At 49.4% G+C, this 20012-nt stretch carries 16 protein-coding genes; 14 read left to right on the top strand and 2 right to left on the bottom strand.

Going from position 1 to position 20012, the window contains the following annotated elements; genetic code table 11:
- The first annotated feature begins 150 nt into the window (after positions 1–150).
- Positions 151–2616: a methyl-accepting chemotaxis protein gene (locus AC0KH7_RS02925; RefSeq protein ID WP_472370542.1), complete on the top strand. Its 2466-nt coding sequence runs from the start codon at positions 151–153 to the stop codon at positions 2614–2616.
- 10 nt (positions 2617–2626) lie between these two features.
- Here the strand turns inward: AC0KH7_RS02925 and AC0KH7_RS02930 are convergent, their stop codons facing one another.
- Together AC0KH7_RS02930 and AC0KH7_RS02935 are read right to left on the bottom strand one after the other, a co-directional pair.
- Positions 2627–3433, bottom strand: coding sequence for an iron chelate uptake ABC transporter family permease subunit (locus AC0KH7_RS02930; protein WP_029939863.1), 807 nt, complete (start codon positions 3431–3433; stop codon positions 2627–2629).
- The gene (locus AC0KH7_RS02935) at positions 3426–4205 is read right to left on the bottom strand and encodes an ATP-binding cassette domain-containing protein (RefSeq protein ID WP_472370545.1); all 780 of its coding nucleotides are present in this window, start codon (positions 4203–4205) and stop codon (positions 3426–3428) included. Before AC0KH7_RS02935 ends, AC0KH7_RS02930 begins: the two co-directional genes overlap by 8 nt.
- Positions 4206–4308: 103 nt before the next feature.
- Between AC0KH7_RS02935 and AC0KH7_RS02940 the strand changes: the two genes are divergently transcribed.
- The 13 genes from AC0KH7_RS02940 (at position 4309) to secA (ending at position 19999) form a co-directional block, all read left to right on the top strand.
- Positions 4309–5268 carry a zinc ABC transporter substrate-binding protein gene (locus AC0KH7_RS02940; protein ID WP_472370547.1) on the top strand — a complete coding sequence of 320 codons (960 nt, stop codon included), beginning with the start codon at positions 4309–4311 and terminating at the stop codon, positions 5266–5268.
- Between the two features lie 6 nt (positions 5269–5274).
- Positions 5275–5982 (top strand): hypothetical protein, encoded by a 708-nt coding sequence (locus AC0KH7_RS02945; protein WP_472370549.1) that lies wholly within the window; start codon positions 5275–5277, stop codon positions 5980–5982.
- A 163-nt stretch (positions 5983–6145) separates the two neighbouring features.
- Positions 6146–7630 (top strand): Fe-S cluster assembly protein SufB, encoded by a 1485-nt coding sequence (sufB, locus tag AC0KH7_RS02950; RefSeq protein WP_472370551.1) that lies wholly within the window; start codon positions 6146–6148, stop codon positions 7628–7630.
- Between the two features lie 82 nt (positions 7631–7712).
- Positions 7713–8489 carry a Fe-S cluster assembly ATPase SufC gene (gene sufC / locus AC0KH7_RS02955; RefSeq protein WP_472370553.1) on the top strand — a complete coding sequence of 259 codons (777 nt, stop codon included), beginning with the start codon at positions 7713–7715 and terminating at the stop codon, positions 8487–8489.
- Between the two features lie 8 nt (positions 8490–8497).
- A complete protein-coding gene (gene sufD, locus AC0KH7_RS02960; protein ID WP_472370555.1) occupies positions 8498–9811 on the top strand; it encodes a Fe-S cluster assembly protein SufD in 1314 nt (437 codons plus the stop codon).
- Between the two features lie 101 nt (positions 9812–9912).
- Complete coding sequence (locus AC0KH7_RS02965; RefSeq protein WP_472370557.1) at positions 9913–11127, top strand: cysteine desulfurase; 1215 nt, start codon at positions 9913–9915, stop codon at positions 11125–11127.
- A 61-nt stretch (positions 11128–11188) separates the two neighbouring features.
- Positions 11189–11530 (top strand): hypothetical protein, encoded by a 342-nt coding sequence (locus AC0KH7_RS02970; RefSeq protein ID WP_472370559.1) that lies wholly within the window; start codon positions 11189–11191, stop codon positions 11528–11530.
- Positions 11531–11639: 109 nt separating this feature from the next.
- Complete coding sequence (gene murC / locus AC0KH7_RS02975; protein ID WP_472370561.1) at positions 11640–13025, top strand: UDP-N-acetylmuramate--L-alanine ligase; 1386 nt, start codon at positions 11640–11642, stop codon at positions 13023–13025.
- Between the two features lie 23 nt (positions 13026–13048).
- The gene (locus AC0KH7_RS02980) at positions 13049–13987 is read left to right on the top strand and encodes a D-alanine--D-alanine ligase (RefSeq protein ID WP_472370562.1); all 939 of its coding nucleotides are present in this window, start codon (positions 13049–13051) and stop codon (positions 13985–13987) included.
- A 27-nt stretch (positions 13988–14014) separates the two neighbouring features.
- Positions 14015–14713: a cell division protein FtsQ/DivIB gene (locus tag AC0KH7_RS02985; protein WP_472370564.1), complete on the top strand. Its 699-nt coding sequence runs from the start codon at positions 14015–14017 to the stop codon at positions 14711–14713.
- Positions 14714–14770: 57 nt separating this feature from the next.
- Positions 14771–16024: a cell division protein FtsA gene (gene ftsA / locus AC0KH7_RS02990; RefSeq protein WP_472370566.1), complete on the top strand. Its 1254-nt coding sequence runs from the start codon at positions 14771–14773 to the stop codon at positions 16022–16024.
- 71 nt (positions 16025–16095) lie between these two features.
- Positions 16096–17016 carry a UDP-3-O-acyl-N-acetylglucosamine deacetylase gene (lpxC, locus tag AC0KH7_RS02995; protein WP_472370568.1) on the top strand — a complete coding sequence of 307 codons (921 nt, stop codon included), beginning with the start codon at positions 16096–16098 and terminating at the stop codon, positions 17014–17016.
- 244 nt (positions 17017–17260) lie between these two features.
- Complete coding sequence (gene secA, locus AC0KH7_RS03000; RefSeq protein WP_472370570.1) at positions 17261–19999, top strand: preprotein translocase subunit SecA; 2739 nt, start codon at positions 17261–17263, stop codon at positions 19997–19999.
- Positions 20000–20012: the final 13 nt, after the last annotated feature.

Here is a 20012-nt window from a genome sequence, read left to right on the forward strand (position 1 = left end):
GGTTCTATAAATGGTTCCTCTGTTGCCTATAAGGAAAATCAATCCTGTAAACGGTTATTTTCTATAGAATGACCCATTAAAAAAAGAAACTTTACTTTCCTGTAACAGTTGCGCTGGCAGGGAAAATACTCAGAGTGGATCGAATAAGAAATGGGAATAAAAACTAGAATGTTCATTGGCATCTTCGGTGCCGTTCTTTTCCTGCTGGCCTCAAATCTAGTGGCGCAGTATGTCTTTGGTCAAACCTCTAAAACCATCAATGAAATTGTTAATGTCAATGAAGTGAAGGTAGCATTGTTGAATCGCCTGAAGAATCTGGCAGATGAACGGGCGATTTTATCACGTGATTTGGTGGTGTCGGAAAACGAAGAATTGATTACAACCTCGCGTGCTCGTTTAACGGAAACCGCCAATGAAATCGCTGAGGTGTTCGATGCCCTGGAAAAAGCCAACCTCGATCCGAAAGAACAAGCCTATTTTGATGCGATTCGTCAAAACGTCGTATCCGCTAATACAGCGTTTGGCAGTTTTATGGTAATGGTGGACGAAGGCTTTATTGAAGATGCGGTGGAAATTCTGGTCGGCGAGTTCGGCTCTAAGTATCAAGCTTTTTCCGATATCGTTTCCGAGTTCAAAATTTATGAAGAGAATAAAAATAAGGCTTCCGTCAAGGGTTTGGCCGAGCAGGAGTCCTTCGGAACCACGTTGCTTTGGTCGGTGTTGATTGCCAGTGTGGTGATTTTCTCGATTGCCGGCACCCTTGTTGCCCGCAGTTTTATGAATCCAATCAACGCCATGCGTGAAACCATGGCGAAAATCATCGAAACCGGCGAACTGAATCACCGTGTCGAAGTTTATTCAAAAGACGAGCTTGGGGAAACGGCCCACTCGATTAACGATCTGCTGGAAACCATTCACGATGCGATTAATGATGTGAATAGTGTGATGCATGAAGTTTCCAACGGTTCTTTCCATCGTAAGATTGAGCATCAATATCAAGGTGATTTTATGACCCTGAAGCAGGGGGTCAACGAATCGGTGGTGCAGATTCATAATATGGTTCAAATGCTACGGGACACGGCTACCAATTTACGAAACGGCGTTTTAAAGCCGGTCAGATCAAGCGATGTTGAACTGAGTGGCGATTACGCTAGCGTCATGGGAGATTTGGAGATTTCCATGAATCAAATGGCGGAGACGGTGAACGATATTTCCGTGACTCTGGGCGCTTTGTCACATGGTGATTTCTCAAAACGGGTTGAAACCGATGCGCGCGGTGAATTTATCGTCCTGAAAGATGCGATTAACACTACCGTGGAAGGGCTGGAAGCCTTTGTGGAAGAAGTGGCCGTGGTTCAGACGCGAATCAGTGAAGGCGATTTGACGAACCTGGTGTCCGGTCATTACCAAGGAAAAATGGCGATTCTGAAAGACAGTTTGAACAGCTCAACGCGGAATATGTCTGAAATGATTGGTAAGGTTGGTGAAGTGACGCGCTTGGTCGCGGACGAATCACGCAGTATCGCGGACGGCAGTGAGTCCATTTCCACACGCATTCAGCAGCAGACCGTTTCTCTGGAGCGCACCTCGACGCAAATGATGCAAATGACCAATACGGTTCGCAACAATGCCGACAGTGCTAATAATGCCAATCAGATGACGCAAGAAGCTCAGCAAAAGCTGGAAGACGGTGTGGGCATTATGCAAAAAGCATTGCAGTCAATGGATGAGATGAGTGAGGCCAGTCAGAAAATCAATGACATCATCACCTTAATTGACGGTATAGCATTCCAGACGAATCTGTTGGCGCTGAACGCAGCCGTGGAAGCCGCCAGAGCCGGTGAGCATGGACGTGGTTTTGCGGTGGTGGCCGGAGAGGTGCGTAATCTGGCCGGTAAGTCGGCTGATGCCGCTTCGGAAATTAAAAAGCTGATTGAAAATTCGGTTAATATCAGTGAGCAAAGCGGCGATTATGTCCGTCAAACCAGTGAGGCTTTGACACAGATTAATTCGTCGATGGGTGATATTTCCGCCATGATTTCGGCCATTGCCAAAGCGAGTAATGAACAAGCGGAGGGCATTGATAACGTTAGCCAGGCGATCAGCGAAATGGATACCACCACTCAGCAAAACGCAGGGTTGGTTGAAGAAGCCGCAGCAGGCAGTCAGGATTTGTTGCAGCAATCGTCCGATTTGCTTGGGCTGGTCAGCGAATTCAAAGTGGATAATACGGTATTGGAACGCGTGCACAGGCTGCAACAATCGGCCACGGCACAAGAGTTTGACAAGATGGTTCAGGCCCATTTGGCCTGGAAGTCCAAAATTCGTGGGTTTGTCGATGGTATGGATATCGGCGTCACTTATGAGACGGCGACCGACCATACGGCTTGTGTTCTGGGGAAATGGTATTACGGCGAAGGCCAGGCTTATGCTGAACTGCCGTTGATGCAAGAACTTGGCAAAGAGCACGAAGAGATGCATCAAGGCATTAAAAAGGTCATGGATGCCAAGGAAATCGGCGATACCGAAATGGTCGAAGCGGGCTTGGCTCAAGTGGATGAGAAATCCGAAAAAGTGGTGGCTATCTTACATCAGTTAATGGACGAGGTCGCTTGATCCCGTCGGTTTAAGCCGCTTCTTTACGCAATAAGCTGATTAGAAAAATGACCGTCGCCACCGCGACAATGCTGGGGCCTGTGGGTAAGTCGATGAGCAGAGACGCCAGTAGTCCCAGCAAAACCGACAGAAAGCCGATTAAAATGCTGATGCCAAGCATTTGTTCGGGGGATTGCGCGAACTTTCTGGCCGCTGCCGCCGGCACAATCAGCAAAGATGTAATCAATAGCACGCCGACAATCTTCATGGCGACGGCAATGATCAATGCCAACAATAATACATAATACAGTTGTACCTTCCGGGTGGGAACGCCTTCGATTTGGGCCAGCTCTGGATTCAAGGTGACGTTTAATAGGTCTTGCCAATGACGTTTGAAAAACAAAGCCACCAACCCGCCTAACAGGACGATGAATATGACATCCAGTCGTTCGATACTCAAAATATCTCCAAACAAATAAGTCAGAATATCGATTTGGATATCGGTCTGAAAGCTTAATAATATTAAGCCAATGGCTAATGAGCTGTGGGCCAGAATGCCCAATAAGGTATCAGAGGATAAAGTGGTTTTCTCTTTGATGACCTGTATGCTGATGGCCACGAGCAAGGAAATGAGAATGACGGCAAAGGTCAGGTTTATTTCCAGTAATAATCCGAAACTGACGCCGAGTAAAGCCGAGTGCGCCAGAGCGGCACCGAAATAAGATTGCTTTTGCCAAACCATGAACACGCCGAGGGGTGCCGCGATTAAGGCAATCAGCAAGCCACCTGCTAAGGCGAGAACAAGGAACAGTGGCGGGTTGAGAAGCAAGTCAATCATGGTTTGCGTCTCTGTTGTCGGATGTAGGGGTATGGCCGTGTGTATGTTGACATTGGCTTGGGTCGTGGTGATGTTCGTACACGGCCACCTCTTCAAACCCTTCGCCAAACAATGCCTGGAAAGCCGGGTTTTCTGAAACGGTTTGTGGGTGCCCTGAGCAACAAACGTGTTGATTGAGACAGATCACACGGTTGGTGTTGCGCATCACGATATGCAAATCGTGGCTGACCATCAGGATGCCGCAGCCGTACTTTTGTCGGATGTCTTCAATGTATTGGTACAGCTCAGTTTGTCCTTGTAGATCGACGCCTTGTACCGGTTCGTCCAATACCAGCAGTTCCGGTGACCGTAACAGCGAACGCGCTAACAAAATGCGTTGCATTTCCCCGCCAGAGACCTGTTGAATCGGTTGGGACAGTAAGCGCTCCAGCTTTAAGTCGTTGATGATTTCGTGAAGCTCTGTGGTATCATTCGTTTTTTTGGGCCGTCCCAGTTGCAAAAAACGCAAAACCGTCAAAGGCAGGGAAGCATCCACTTGAATTTTTTGCGGCATGAAGCCGACACGTAATCCCGGTTTGCGTTCAACGTGCCCGGAAGTCGGTTGAATAAGGTTCAATAGAATTTTGAGCAAAGTCGACTTTCCCGCGCCGTTTGGGCCTATCAACGTGATGATTTCGTTGGCGTGCAGCTCCAAAGAAATATCGTTCAGGACGTTTTTGGTGCCGTAGGCATGACAAATATGCCGAGCGGTAATCAGTGGTTCGTTATTCATGGTGCTTTATTCTAATTCATGAACAGAAAAATAGGGCGGACTTTTTGAAACGATTCGGCAAGGTCGCCGAGTGTTATCGGTAAGAGAATTATAAGGAGTTTCAGTGAAAACACTGATGTTTATTTTGACCGGATTGGTGAGCTGGCAGGCTCACGCACTGCAGGTAACGGTGACCATTCCGCCTTTGGCGGCGATGGTGAAACCCTATTTAACGGAAGAAGATACCCTGACTGTTTTATTGTCCCCCGGGGCGTCACCGCATGGTTTTCAATTTCGGCCGTCGCATTTAACCGCTTTGAATGAAGCGGATTTGATTTTAACGGTGGGTTCCGGGGTGGACCGCTGGGCCGAAAAACCGATTCGACAAATACTGTCTGACAAAAAATCCGAAAAAAATCCAAAAGGACCGTTATTAGTGGTGATGCAAAAACAACCAGGCCTGGTGGTTTTGCGCAAACGGACGATGACGGGAGAGCCTCACTCTGCATCCCACTCACATGATCACGAACATCACCAAGGTGAAGGCGATGCCAATGAAGATGCGATGGCAACGCTTAAAATGGACGGTCACACCTGGTTGTCGGTGCATAATGCCGGTTTAATGATTGAAGCCATCGGTGACGCCATTGCCACGTTGAAACCACAAAATGTTGAACAGGTGCGCGCCCAACAGCAAGCGAATCTGATGGCTTTGGAAGAGGCAAACCAAGCCATTGAGGCACAGTTGGAACCATTGGAGAAGGTACCTTATCTGGTGTTGCATGATGCGTTTCAATATTTTGAAAAACGGTATCACTTGAATAATCAAGGTGCCATCCAAGTGTCGGCGGAAGTGAAGCCGAGCGTGAAACGCGTGTTGATGTTGCGGCAACGCATTCAACAGGACGGCATTCGCTGTGTGTTTAAAGAACCGCAGTTTTCCGATAAACAATTGCGTTACATTACGCGTGGTCTGGATGTCAAAATCGGCGAGCTGGACCCGTTGGGACGTAATGAATCCCATCAATCCTATCCGGAATTTATTCAAGGTTTGGCGAATCAGTATCGGGCTTGCTTGGAGTGATTTTGGATGAGCGATACCATTCGTTTGATTGGGTTGCCGGGGAGTGGCAAAACCCGTTTTAAAAACGCATTTCAATCGGCTTTTCCGGAAGCCTCAATCAAAGAGGTGCCAGCGGAACATGCGCTGGAGTCTGCCTCATCGTTACAGCGAACCTGGTGTTTAATCGATGCTCGCCATCTGGTCAGCGATGATGAGGCGCAGGCCTGGTTAAAAGCGATGTTGCAGAGCGCCACCGGCGTGGTGTTCAGTTTTATGGAAGCCGCCGATATGACGGTGCAGTACCAGTGGCAGGCCTGGTTAAAATCGGCCGTTCCATCCTCCTTACCGCGCTATCGCTGGTTCAGTCACACGGAATTGAACGACTGGGATTGGCGTGGCTTCGATACGCCTGCCATCGTTCCGCCAGTGGCCTACTCTGCCCCGTCTCTGGAAAGCTTTTGTTTTGAATTTGATGCAGAGGCCGATGTTTTAAATCTTGAACACCTCTTGTTCGGGCTGGATGCGATTAAACAGAACCTGGGCGCACGGCTTTGGCGGGTGCACGGGGTGGTTATGACATCGGAGTACCAAAATCCGGTTGCCCTCGAGGGTCAAATCGACCGGTGGGATACCTACGCCGGTAAATTGAATGGCCCGGGCTATGTCTGTATAAAAGGTCAAGCCTTACAGGGTGATTTACTGCAAGAAATTATCGACGCCAGCCGGTTGTTATAAACCGATAAATGGGTCGAGTTTCATTAAGGAAAAAATCGTATAAATGCTTTATAATCCGCGCTTTTCAACGATTTTAGAACGAAACAATCACTGGACAAAAAGCTAATTTCCGACTAGAATAGTCAGAAATTAATCGATTCAGTTGGAAAACGAATAATAAACCATGTCAGAAGCGACTCAATACCAAGAAATCAACGATTTGTTGAGCAAAAATCAAGGCTACAAGGAAGGCTTTTTTACGCAGACAACCGTTGAAACCTTTGAAAAGGGCTTGAACGAAGCCGTCATTCGGGCGATCTCGGCGAAAAAAAACGAGCCGGATTGGATGTTGGACTTTCGTTTAAAGGCGTTTGCGCATTGGCAGACTCTGAAAGAGCCGCACTGGGCCAAGGCGGAATACGAACCGCTGGATTATCAGGATTACAGCTATTATTCCGCGCCGGAGTGTTCCGCCTGCGGTGACCAGTGTATGACGGACGAACCGGCCGAGCCGGAAATGGATCCGGAAGTGGCGAAGGCGTTTGCGGCATTGGGCGTCCCGGTGTTCGGTGACGCAACCGCCGATAAAACCGACATCGCGGTGGACGCGATTTTTGATTCGGTGTCGGTCTCGACCACCAAACGTGAAGAGCTGTCCAAGCTGGGCATCATCTTTTGTTCTTTCTCGGAAGCGGTTCAGGATTATCCTGAGCTGGTGCAACAATATTTGGGGTCGGTGGTGCCGTATCACGATAACTATTTCGCCGCCTTGAACTCGGCGGTGGCGTCCGACGGTACCTTTGTCTATATTCCCGAAGGCGTTCGTGCGCCCATGGAGTTGTCGACGTATTTCCGTATTAACGAAGCGAAAACCGGCCAGTTTGAACGAACGATTCTGATTGCGGATAAGAACAGTTATGTCAGTTATCTGGAAGGCTGTTCCGCGCCGGTGCGCGATTCGTACCAGTTGCATGCGGCGGTGGTGGAAGTCATCGTGCATGAAAACGCGGAAGTTAAATATTCCACGGTTCAAAACTGGTACCCGGGCGATGAAGATTGCGAGGGCGGGATTTTGAATTTTGTGACCAAGCGCGGCGTCTGCGAAGGCCGGAATTCCAAATTGTCCTGGACGCAAGCGGAAACCGGGTCGGCGATCACCTGGAAATACCCGAGTTGTGTTCTGAAAGGGGATAATTCCATCGGCGAATTCTATTCGGTGGCGTTGACCAATCGTCGTCAACAGGCCGATACCGGTACCAAGATGATTCACATCGGCAAAAATACGCGTAGCACCATTATTTCTAAAGGGTTGTCGGCCGGAAAGTCTGATAACACTTATCGTGGGTTGGTGAAGATTCTACCCACCGCAGAGAACGCACGGAACTTCACCCAGTGTGATTCCATGTTGATTGGGGATAAGTGTGGCGCGCACACCTTTCCGTATATCGAAGTGGAGAACCCGACGGCGAAAATGGAACACGAAGCCACCACATCTCGAATTGGCGAAGATCAGCTGTTTTATTGTCAGCAACGCGGAATTAGTGAGCAAGATGCGATTTCCATGATAGTGAATGGTTACTGTAAAGAAGTGTTTAACGAATTGCCGCTGGAGTTCGCGCAGGAAGCGGAAGAACTCCTGGCCATTAGCCTGGAAGGCTCGGTCGGATAAAATAAATAATAAATGTTTTAGACTGCAGTGAATTGAATTGGATCGTTTGAAAGGTGAACTTTCATCGAGTGAGAGAGATTAGATGTTATTAAAAGTTGAAAACCTACATGCGGAAGTCGCTGATGACAGCGGCAAGCAAATCCTGAAGGGACTGAATCTGGACGTCAAACCAGGTGAAGTGCATGCCATTATGGGGCCGAACGGCGCTGGTAAAAGTACCTTGTCCAGTGTGTTGGCCGGGCGAGAAGATTATGAGGTCACGGACGGACAAGCGGTATTTGACGGTGAAGACCTATTGGATATGGATCCGGAAGAACGTGCGCGTAAAGGCTTGTTCCTCGCTTTTCAATATCCGGTGGAAATTCCCGGTGTCAGTAACAAGCTCTTTATGCAAACGGCCGTGAACGCCATTCGTGAAGAAAAAGGCTTGCCGCCATTGGATATGTTTGATTTCGACGAATACGCCCAAGCGAAAATCGACTTGTTGAATATGCGTAAAGATTTGTTGGATCGTTCAGTGAACGTCGGCTTTTCCGGTGGCGAAAAGAAACGTAATGATATTTTTCAAATGGCGCTGTTGGAACCGAAGTTGTGCATCTTGGACGAAACCGATTCCGGCCTGGATATCGATGCCATGAAAGTGGTGGCAAACGGCGTCAATTCCCTGCGAGATGGTGAACGTAGCTTTATCGTGGTGACGCACTATCAGCGTTTGCTGGATTACATCAAGCCGGACCATGTCCATGTGCTCTATGACGGTAAAATCGTTAAGTCCGGTGGCTTCGAGTTGGTACATGAACTTGAAGAAAAAGGCTACGATGACATTATTCAAACCCATGACGCTTCCGGTTCGGAGTAAGGTGTCTCATGACAGTAGCGGTTACCCCTAAAATGAGTCCTGCGGCGCGCCAAATGCTTGAGCATTTGATTGCCGAATCCCATAAACTGAACGAAAACACCCAAGCGGAAGCGCTTGTTCAAAAGCGTCAGGCCGCTGAAAAGCGTTTGTTGGCCAAAGGCTTCCCGACTCGAAAAGATGAGGATTGGCAATATACCTCGTTGTTGCCTTGGATGCAGCATGCCTTTGAAATCAAAGCGCAGAATGCCGAGCTCAGCTTAGAAACCTTGCAACCGAATTTGTTGCCGGATACCGCGATTCGTCTGGTGTTTGTGGACGGTGCTTTTTCGGAAGCGCTGTCGGCCGGGTTCGACTTGATTCCCGAATCGCTATCGATTGAAATGGCGGATGCCGATGCGATTCAAACCATTGCGCCCGATGCGGGCGCCGACGCCTTTGAATTGATAAATGAGCTGGTCTTAGATCAAGGGCTGACATTACGCCTGGAAGATCAGGCGGCATTGGACGTACCCGTTTACGTGGTTCAGGTTCAGACTCAGTCTGGACAGTTGACCAATCTGCGTATGCAGGTGGATGTGGGTGAAAATGCTGAAATGACCTTGATTCAGCAATACCTTTGCCTGGATGGCGTTGAATCGGTTTTCGTGAATGACTTAGCGCATTTACACTTGGCCAAACAGGCTCGTTTAAAACAGATGGTATTGCAGGACCTGAGCTTGAACAGCTATTATTTCAGCCATCAATATTTCCAGCAATCGGAGGCCTCCGATTTATCGACGATTTATCTAGGGTTGGGGGCGGAGATTTCCCGACATCAGAATCAGGTCGCCTTAACCGGGCCTTATGCCGAGTCTGAACAAAACTCAATTGGTTTTGGTGCCGGTAAACAGGTTGTGGATTCCCGTACCGAAACCCTTCACCAAGTGGCGCATTGCAACAGCCGACAGTTACACAAATTTGTTCTGGACGGTCAAGCGCGTGGCGTTTTCAATGGCATGATCCATGTGGCGCAAGATGCTCAAAAAACCGACGGCCAAATGGATAATAAAAACCTGTTGTTGTCTAATGACGCCAAAATGGACACCAAACCTCAGTTGGAAATTTATGCCGATGATGTGAAATGCTCCCATGGGTGTGCCTCGGGTCAAATGGATGAAAACCAGTTGTTTTATGCTCAAGCGCGTGGCATTCGTAAGGATCATGCCAAACGGTTGATTACCCAGGCGTTCTTGTTGGAGCCGTTGGAGGCGGTTACCAATCTGAAATGGCACCAGTGGCTCGCGGCGCAGGTGATGCACAAGTTAGATCAAGCCATGAAGTGATTTTGAGCCGGTATCGACACATGATCCCTTTTGTAACCCTTGGAGAGCTTTTCCTCGCGCCCCACTCGTGCAAAGCTCTCCCTTGATAATAAGAACAGAATATGAACTTTTCGGACGTTAAAGACGCCTTTCCCATCCTGAAACAACTTGAAAACGGGCAGCCACTGGTCTATCTGGACAGTGGTGCCACCTCGCAAACGCCGGTGTCGGTCATTGATACGATCACGCGTTATTACCGTGAAGAAAACGCCAATGTGCATCGTGGTGTTTATGGCTTAAGTGAGCGTGCGACGGAAGCCTACGAGGGCGCTCGCGGCAAAGTGAGACATTTTTTGAATGCCGCGTCGGATAAGGAAATTATTTTTGTGCGCGGCACCACCGAAGCGATTAACCTGGTCGCTCAAACTTGGGGGCGCCGTCACCTGAAAGCCGGAGATGAAGTGGTGATTACCGAAATGGAGCACCACTCGAATATCGTGCCTTGGCAATTGTTACGAAATGAAATCGGGATTAAGCTGGTGGTGGTGCCGATGACGGACGAGGGCGAAATTCGGCTGTCCGATTTCGAAGCCTGTCTGACGCCGAAAACCCAATTCGTATCGGTGGTGCATATGTCGAATGCGCTGGGGACGATTAATCCAGTGGCGGAGATGGTTCAGGCCGCTAAAAAAGTCGGCGCCAAAGTCTTATTGGACGGAGCTCAGGCGGTACCACACATGAGCGTCGATGTTCGAGCTCTGGATTGCGATTTTTATGCGTTTTCCGGCCATAAGCTGTATGGGCCAACCGGTATCGGTGTGTTGTATGGCAAAGAAGCGCTTCTGGAGGCTATGCCGCCGTATCAAGCCGGTGGCGACATGATTTACTCGGTGACCTTTGATAAGACGGAATACAATGTGTTGCCGTATAAGTTTGAAGCCGGCACCCCGAATATTTCCGGAGCCATCGGCTTAGGTGCCGCCATTGATTTTGTTGAGTCCATTGGGTTGGGTGCCATCGCGGATTACGAACACGAATTGCTGATGTATGCAACACAGCAGCTGCAAACCGTTGAAGGGTTGCGAATCATTGGCACGGCACCGAATAAAGGCGGGGTGATTTCGTTTATTGTGGCCGGAACACACCCGCACGATATGGCGACCCTCATGGATCAGGATGGCATTGCGGTTCGAGCCAGCCACCATTGCGCCATGCCGGTGATGCAACACTTTGATGTGCCCGCCACGCTTCGGGCCTCTTTTGGTGTTTACAATACGCATGAAGATATTGACCGTCTGGTCTCGGCTGTTGAAGAAGCTCGAACTATGCTAGTATAGGTTTCAACCTTTCAATTTTGAAAAGCCGTTCAGTGCCTTTGCGGTTTGAGTGAGACGTTTTATGACCCCGTCAGACGAGTTGAATACAGCTTCGGAGCCACTTCATTGGATTCGCTTGGAGTTGGTACCATTGCCTGATTCCAATCATCGTGAAAAGACACTGTTTTGGAATCCGGGCACCGAAACCCTATTGGGCGATGGGGCCGATGAAGTTCTGTCCTTGGTGGCGGAGGCGAGTCAAGCCGGTCATTTGAACAGTGCCACTTTATCTCACTTCGAAATCACCCAACCCTTAAGCAAACCTTCCGAATTGGCGGCGATTTTAACTCAGCATTACTGGGTGGTGCCGGAACCTGTAAAAGAACCAGGCCTGGCGAATGTTGAAACGGAATCGCTGCATTGACAACGGCCCGAACAAGGCGGTTGATTCCGACGGACTTTTTACCGAATTTCGTGAAAAAATGCCCTGGAAGGCGGTATGATATGCCAGATTCAGAAGGGTTGTTTTTTTAATGAAAGATCAAGTTAAACAAATTCATTTTGTCGGTATCGGCGGTGTTGGTATGGCCGGTATTGCAGAAGTCTGTCTGAACCTGGGGTTCACCGTTTCCGGTTCGGATTTGAAAGAAAATCCGACGGTTATCCGCCTTAAATCCCTCGGTGCTTTAGTGCAAATCGGCCATGCGGCCGAACACGTTCAAAACAGCGATGTGGTGGTCGTCTCCACAGCCATTGCTCAAGATAATCCGGAAGTCAGTTTTGCCAAAGAAACCCGGATTCCTGTCATTCCACGAGCCGCCATGTTGGCGGAACTGATGCGTATGCGTTTTGGGATTGCCATTGCCGGTACGCACGGTAAAACCACGACCACGTCTCTCGCCGCGGCCATTTTGACTCAGGGCGGCTTGGATCCGACTTTTGTGATCGGTGGAAAGCTGAATCAGGTGGATTCCAATGCCCGTTTGGGGAGCAGCCAATACCTGGTGGCCGAAGCGGACGAATCCGATGCGTCTTTTCTGCATTTGTCACCGATGATGTCGGTGGTCACCAATATCGACGAAGACCACATGGACACGTATCAGGGCGATTATCAAAACCTGGAAAACACCTTTGTTGAATTCATCCATCGTTTGCCGTTCTACGGTTTGGCGATTTTGTGCTATGAGGATTCGAACATTCGGGATATGTTGCCCAAGCTGTCGCGGAAAACCCGCACCTATGGTTTTTCGGAACAGGCGGATGTCTATGCTTCCAATGTTCGGCACGACGGATTGGCGATGTTGTTTGATGTGCATGCCGAAAATAAACCTGTGTTTGAAGTGCGGTTGAACCAGCCGGGGCGTCATAATGTATTGAATGCACTCGCGGCCATCACGATTGGCCTGGAGTTGGACGTTTCAGTGGACGCAATTCAGCAGGCACTGGTCGAGTTCGGCGGGGTCGGGCGACGATTTGAAGTCTATCCGAATCGCTTGATTGGTGGTAAAAACGTTACCTTGGTTGATGATTACGGGCATCATCCAACCGAATTAACCGCTACGATTTCGACCGCACGCCAAGCTTTTCCGGACCGTCGTTTGGTGCTGGTGTTCCAACCGCATCGTTACAGCCGTACACGCGATTTGTTTGATGATTTTGTGCAAGCCTTGGTGGACGCCGATTTGGTGGTGTTGACGGATGTCTATGCCGCCGGCGAAGCGCCTTTAGCTGCGTTCGATTCCAAGGCTTTGTTGCAGGCGATGCGCCTGCGCGGTCATAAAGATAATCTGCACGTCGAATCGACGGAAGAACTGAATGAATTGATGACACCTGTTCTGCTGGATAACGATGTGGTATTGGTAATGGGCGCCGGGGATATCGGACAAGTGGCGCGTCAATGGAAAGAGCTGTCCGCGTAGTCGGCGAGTGAAGAGAAGAAATCATGCAAGAACCTTGGAATAGAACGGATTTAAATAGTGCGCTGGGCCGAGTCGCTGTCTTGATGGGCGGAACCGCCGCCGAACGTGACATTTCGTTGAAAAGCGGGACCGAAGTGACTCAAGCGCTTCTGCAGGCTGGCGTGGATGCCACCGCCTGTGACGTGAAAAGTGTTGAAGATGTACTGGCCGTTACAAGTCAATATGACCGGGCGTTCATTGCCCTGCATGGTCGCTGGGGCGAAGACGGCGGCGTTCAAGCTTTGCTGGATGCGTTGGAGTTTCCGTATACCGGCAGTCAGATGACGGCATCCGCTTTGGCGATGGATAAGCTTCGCACCAAGTGGTTATGGCAAGGTGTTGGCTTGCCGACCCCGGGTTTTCAAGTGGTGTCGCCGTCTCAACCCTTTGATAAAAACGCTTTCAAATTAGGTTTCCCGGTTATTGTAAAGCCGAGCCATGAAGGCTCCAGTATTGGTATGCGGAAAGTCGACGATTTGGATTCGTTGGAAGAGGCCATTGCGTTCGCGCAGGATTACGATACGGAAATTTTAATTGAACAATGGGTGACCGGGCGAGAATACACTTGTGGCGTGTTGGGCGATTCGGCCTTGCCGATGATTCATTTAAAAACCGATCACGATTTTTACGATTTTGATGCCAAATACCAATCCTCGAGCACGCAATATATTTGCCCTTGCGGTTTGCCAGCGGAGCAGGAAACGCGAATCCAGGCCTTGGTGATGGAGGCGTTTCATGCCCTTGGCGCACGGCACTGGGGACGAGTCGACTTGATGTTGGACGAAAACGACCAGGCCTGGCTGATTGAGCTGAACAGTGTGCCGGGGATGACTGATCACAGTTTGGTTCCGATGGCAGCTAAAGCCGCGGGGATTGACTTTCCGGAATTAGTACGTCGGATTCTGTCCATGACCCTGGCGTAAATTAAGGAATAGAGGCTAAGGCGTCACGTGAAAAAAAAATTATCGTTAGCGCTGGGATTGGTTTTATTGGCTTTAATCGCCGCATGGGTCGCGTTTTCACCTGCGCGAGTGATTACGGAGGTCCAGCTCAACGGCGATTTGGAACGTTTGAAACCCGCGGAGGTTGAAGCGCTGGTGGCGCCATATGTCGGGCAATCGTTTTGGCGTATTGATCTGGAACGTTTGCATGCGGATATCCTGCATTTGGATTGGGTCTATAAGGTTAAGGTCAAACGTCGCTGGCCGAATAAGCTGATTTTGGAAATCACCGAACAAAAGCCCGTAGCGCGCTGGAGTGAGGACGGGTTATTGAATCAGGAAGGGGATATTTTTTATCCTTATGATATTGGCTCGTTTCAACGCATGGTGGTGTTGGACGGCTCAGCGATTCAATCGCGCGCTTTGTTGCAAAAGTTACAGGTGTTTCAAGACGCTTTTTCAACGTTGAATTGGACGATTGATTCGATGACGGCACAAGCCGACGGCGTTTGGCGAATTCACTTTCTTTCCGGCGTCACTTTGCTTCTGGATGACCATGATTGGCAGGGCAAATTGGATCGTTTTATTCGGGCTTATCCAAAGACCCATCAGGACTTAAGAAAATTCGCACACGTATTCGATTTACGCTATAGTAATGGCTTTGTAATAAAGCAAAAAACGCCGCAAAGTCGTCCGGCCTCTGAGTAACGAAAAATTCGCAAAAATGCGGTCTCGGCATTATCCATAGAAAGGTGAAAAAAACGAATGGCAAGAAAGCAGCAGACTCCTCATTCCAATATTGTGATCGGGCTCGATATCGGGACGTCGAAAATCGCCGCGATTATCGGTAAAGTGAAACCGGACGGCGGGATCGAAGTCGTCGGAATGGGAACTCATCCCTCAAAAGGTTTGAAAAAAGGGGTGGTTGTGAACATTGATTCGACGGTGGAGTCGATTCAGCGTGCCATCGACGAAGCCGAAAGAATGTCCGGCATTAAAGCGGAATCCGTTTCGGTGGGCATTGCCGGCAGTCATATCGGCAGTTTCAACTCCAACGGTATGGTGGCGATCAGTAACCAGGAAGTGCAGGAAGAAGATGTGCAGCGCGTGATTGACGCCGCGCAAACCATTGCCATTCCCGGCGACCAGGAAGTGCTGCACATTCTGCCGCAGGAATTTATGATCGATAATCAAGGCGGCATCCGTGAACCGATTGGGATGTCCGGCGTACGTTTGGAAGCCAAGGTGCATATGGTGACCGGCTCGGTCAGTGCGGCGCAAAACATCACCAAGTGTGTTGAACGCTGTTCTTTGAAAGTGGATAACCTGATTCTGGAACAACTGGCGTCTTCGGAAGCCGTTTTGTCGGAAGATGAAAAAGAATTGGGCGTGTGTCTGGTCGATATCGGCGGCGGCACCACCGATATCGCGATTTTCCAAAATGGCGCTATCCGTCATTCGGCCGTGATTCCGGTGGCCGGCGATCAAGTCACCAATGATATTGCCATGGCGTTGCGCACACCGAAACAAGCGGCCGAAGACATCAAGAAAAAATACGCTTGTGCGTTGCCGCAATTGATTTCACAAGATGAAGAAATCGAAGTGCCGAGCGTGGGGGATCGTCCCGCACGCTGTTTGTCGCGCCATACGCTGGTTGAAGTCATTGAGCCACGTTACGAAGAATTATTTCAGTTGATTCAAGCGGAATTACGCCGCACTGATTTTGAAAATAAAATTGCGGCGGGTATTGTCTTGACCGGCGGAAGTTCGCTGGTTGAAGGGGCGGTTGAATTGGCGGAAGAAGTATTCCACATGCCGGTTCGCCTTGGTATGCCGCTGGAAGTGTCCGGTTTGAAAGAAGAAGTGCGCAGTCCGTCTTTTGCCACAACTGTGGGGTTGTTGATGTACGCCAAAGAGCATCAGCCGTCACCGGTGGTTTCCGATAAACCGCAAAAAACCACCCTCGACAGAGAGTCGGTTCTGAACCGCATGAAAAACTGGTTTAGCAATAATTTTTAGAATGGGTCATGTGACAATTGTGTTAAAATTTCACGCTTGTCGTTTGTTTAAGCAAAGTTGAAGATAGTCACGTGAAACAAAGAACGCTTGCCAATTCCATTAAAGCCAAAGGTGTTGGGCTGCATACCGGCCATAAATCGGTCATGACGCTACGCCCGGCTCCTGTCAATACCGGAATCGTTTTCCGTCGGGTCGATTTGGACCCAGTGGTTGAATTTTTGGTGTCTCCGGATTTGGTTAAAGAAACCACTTTGTGTACGACCATCGTTCAAGAGCAGCAAGACAAACCGATCAAAATCGCGACCATCGAACATTTAATGTCTGCTTTGGCTGGTGTTGGTATTGATAATCTGTACATCGATATCACCGCCGATGAAGTGCCGATTATGGATGGCAGCGCCTCGCATTTCATTTTTCTGTTGCAGTCGGCCGGTGTTGAGCTACAGGACGCCCCGAAAAAATTCATTCGTATTAAAAAGCCGATTAAGGTGTCGAATGATAAGGGTGGCATCGCCCAGTTTGATCCGTATGACGGTTATCGCTTGAACTTTTCAATTGAATTCGATCACCCTGCGTTTGACCAGACGGCGGAAAAAATGACCTTGAGCTTTTCGTCCACCGCTTATTTCAAAGAAGTCAGCCGCGCTCGTACGTTCGGTTTTATGAAAGACATGGAAAAATTACGAGCTCAAAACTTAGGGCTGGGTGCCGGTTTGCATAATGCCATCGGTCTGGATGAAAACGGCGTCGTCAATCAAGAGGGGCTGCGTGACAAGGATGAGTTCGTCCGCCATAAAATATTGGATGCGGTCGGTGACTTGTTTATGGCCGGTCATGCGATTATCGGCGAATTCACTGCGCATAAATCGGGCCATGCGTTGAACAACCAGTTGCTACGCGCCTTGATTGCCGATCCGGAGGCTTACGAAGTCGTGACCTTCGAAAACGAAGAGCCGCCGGTTCAGTACGGCAGCAGCAAAATTCTGTTGTAATTTTCCATACCGATGGCGCATTTCCGTTCTCTGAAATGCGTCGAGCACTCTTAAAAGTTCCCTTCATTTTTCCGCCCTTGAATTGTGGTAGAATTGTCCCCATTTAGAAGTGGGTTGTCAGGCTTTACAAGTCCGCCTTAACGCGTAAAATGTGACAACACTGTAATCGTTAGACATCACTCCGGTGAGGCGTGCCGAACGACGCCGATCTGGTTTTTAAACTCTTTACTGGATTCAAGCGCTAATGGCTCTTAACATTTTCAAAAAACTTTTCGGCAGTCGTAACGAACGCCTGCTTAAGCAATACCGCAAAAAAGTACAGCAAATCAACGCACTCGAAGATTCTTTCTCTCAACTCAGCGACGAAGACCTGAAAGCGAAAACCGATGCGTTCAAACAACAAATTGCCGACGGTGTGTCGTTGGATCAATTGTTGCCGGAAGCGTTTGCCGTGGTGCGTGAAGCCGGAAAGCGGGTGATGGGGATGCGTCATTACGATGTCCAGCTGATTGGTGGGATGGCTTTGCATGACGGCAAAATTTCTGAAATGCGTACCGGGGAAGGGAAAACCCTGGTGGCGACGTTACCGGCCTATCTTAATGCTTTGGCCGGGAAAGGGGTGCATGTCATTACCGTCAACGACTACCTTGCCTCGCGTGATGCGGAATGGATGGGGCAGTTGTATGGCTTTTTAGGATTGACCACCGGTGTCATTTTGTCTGGACAGCCAGCCAATGAAAAACAAGCGGCTTACAATGCCGACATCACTTACGGCACCAATAATGAATTCGGCTTCGATTACTTGCGCGACAACATGGCCATCTTCGTTGAAGAGCGGGTGATGCGTGGTCAACCATTCGCGATTGTGGATGAGGTGGACTCCATCTTGATCGATGAAGCACGGACACCGTTGATTATTTCCGGCCCGGCCGAAGATAAATCCGAGTTGTATCAGAAAATGAATCCGCTGGTACAAGGCCTAGAGCGTGGCGAAGAGGACTTGGAAGCCAAAACCACAACCGGTGACTACACCATTGACGAAAAAACCAAACAAATCCATTTGACTGACGAAGGTCACTCGAAGGTTGAAGCCATGCTGGTGGAAATCGGCCTGCTGAACGAAGGCGATTCGCTTTACGACGCCGAACACATCAGTTTGATGAAATACGTTAATGCTTCGTTGCGCGCGCACTTGTTGTTTGAAAAAAATACCGACTACATTGTTCAAGACAACGAAGTGGTCATTATCGACGAATTCACCGGCCGGAAAATGGCCGGACGTCGTTGGGGCGATGGCTTGCACCAAGCGGTGGAAGCCAAAGAAGGCGTTGCGATTCAAGCAGAAAGCCAAACCTACGCGTCCATCACTTTCCAGAATTATTTCCGTCAATACGACAAACTGTCGGGCATGACCGGGACCGCGGATACCGAAGCGGGTGAGTTCCTGTCTACTTATCAGTTGGAAGTCGTGGTGATTCCACCGAATAAAGTGCCATCACGTCAAGATTTACCAGACCTGGTGTTTTTGGATATTGAAGGCAAATTGAATGCAATTGTACGCGACATTAAGGCGATGAAAGAAACCGGCCAACCGATTTTGGTGGGCACGGCTTCGATTGAAATGTCCGAAGTTCTGTCTTCGCTGTTTGACAAAGAAGGCATCAAACATAGCGTATTGAACGCCAAACAGCATGAACGCGAAGCCAATATCATTGCCGATGCCGGACGCCCGGGATCCATCACGATTGCCACCAATATGGCCGGGCGCGGAACGGATATTGTCTTGGGGGGGAACTTGGAGTCCGAATTGGAAGCTTTGGACAACCCAACGGACGAACAAATTGCCGAAGTCAAAGCCGCTTGGCAGAAACGTCATGATGAAGTCTTGGAAAAAGGCGGTTTGATGGTACTCGGTTCCGAGCGACATGAATCGCGCCGTATCGATAACCAGCTTCGCGGGCGATCCGGGCGTCAAGGCGATCCGGGTGTGACGCGTTTCTACTTGTCGTTGGACGACGACCTGATGCGCCGTTTCGCGTCGGAAAAAGTCAAAAACATGATGCGCCGTCTGGGCATGAAATCGGACGAAGCCATCGAGCACAACATGGTCAGCAAATCCATCGAACGGGCTCAAAAGCAGGTCGAGCGTATGCATCAGGATGAACGTGCCAATCTGTTGAAATTTGACAATATTGCCAACGAGCAACGTAAGGTGGTGTACTCGCAACGTAATGAATTGATGGAAGAAGAGGATGTTTCCGAAATCGTCGATTCCTTGCGTGTTAATGTGATCGAATCGATTATGGCCAACTATATTCCACCGGGCAGCATTGAAGAGCAATGGGATGTGGCTGGATTGGAGAAACAGTTGCAGGACGATTTGGGCCATAGCTTGCCAATTCAGCAATGGTTGGATGAAGACAAAAGCCTGTTCGAAGAGAAACTGCGTGATCGTTTGGTGGAAGAAGTGAAAGCGCTTTACCAGACTAAAATGGCGGTGGTGGACGAAAAAACACGCCATCATTTCGAAAAAGAAGTGTTGCTGCGTACCATTGATAAACAGTGGCGCGAGCATTTGAACGAAATGGATTATCTGCGTCGTTGGATTCATCTAAAAGGCTTTGCGCAGAAAGATCCGTTCCAGGAGTATCGCAGCTCCGCGGCCGAAATGTTTGAAGCCTTCCTCGATGAAGTCATGTTTGAAACGGTTCAAACCCTGTCGATGGTTCAGATCCAAGGTACGGACGATGTGGATGCCTACGAGCAGCAGCAAATTGACGAACGTCCTCAGGCGCTGGAAACGTCACATCCGGCGGCGCAGGGCATTGCGGATGCCATGGGCATGCCATCCGGCGACGCCGATGACGAACCACCGGAAAAAGAAGGCACTTATCGACGTGAGGCTCCAAAAGTGGGGCGCAACGATCCGTGTCCGTGTGGGTCCGGTAAGAAATATAAACAATGTTGCGGTAAATTGAGTTAATATTTACCGAAGG

The sequence above is a fragment of the Hydrogenovibrio sp. genome, assembly GCF_965140365.1.
Lineage (GTDB): Bacteria > Pseudomonadota > Gammaproteobacteria > Thiomicrospirales > Thiomicrospiraceae > Hydrogenovibrio.

Bases quoted from the DNA above. Each gene is read 5' to 3' on its own strand.
- AC0KH7_RS02930 (WP_029939863.1), bottom strand. From the start codon at position 3,433: ATGATTGACTTGCTTCTCAACCCGCCACTGTTCCTTGTTCTCGCCTTA.
- AC0KH7_RS02965 (WP_472370557.1), top strand. From the start codon at position 9,913: ATGAACTTTTCGGACGTTAAAGACGCCTTTCCCATCCTGAAACAACTT.
- ftsA (WP_472370566.1), top strand. From the start codon at position 14,771: ATGGCAAGAAAGCAGCAGACTCCTCATTCCAATATTGTGATCGGGCTC.
- AC0KH7_RS02945 (WP_472370549.1), top strand. From the start codon at position 5,275: ATGAGCGATACCATTCGTTTGATTGGGTTGCCGGGGAGTGGCAAAACC.
- AC0KH7_RS02935 (WP_472370545.1), bottom strand. From the start codon at position 4,205: ATGAATAACGAACCACTGATTACCGCTCGGCATATTTGTCATGCCTAC.
- sufD (WP_472370555.1), top strand. From the start codon at position 8,498: ATGACAGTAGCGGTTACCCCTAAAATGAGTCCTGCGGCGCGCCAAATG.
- secA (WP_472370570.1), top strand. From the start codon at position 17,261: ATGGCTCTTAACATTTTCAAAAAACTTTTCGGCAGTCGTAACGAACGC.
- AC0KH7_RS02925 (WP_472370542.1), top strand. From the start codon at position 151: ATGGGAATAAAAACTAGAATGTTCATTGGCATCTTCGGTGCCGTTCTT.
- AC0KH7_RS02970 (WP_472370559.1), top strand. From the start codon at position 11,189: ATGACCCCGTCAGACGAGTTGAATACAGCTTCGGAGCCACTTCATTGG.
- AC0KH7_RS02980 (WP_472370562.1), top strand. From the start codon at position 13,049: ATGCAAGAACCTTGGAATAGAACGGATTTAAATAGTGCGCTGGGCCGA.
- murC (WP_472370561.1), top strand. From the start codon at position 11,640: ATGAAAGATCAAGTTAAACAAATTCATTTTGTCGGTATCGGCGGTGTT.
- sufB (WP_472370551.1), top strand. From the start codon at position 6,146: ATGTCAGAAGCGACTCAATACCAAGAAATCAACGATTTGTTGAGCAAA.
- sufC (WP_472370553.1), top strand. From the start codon at position 7,713: ATGTTATTAAAAGTTGAAAACCTACATGCGGAAGTCGCTGATGACAGC.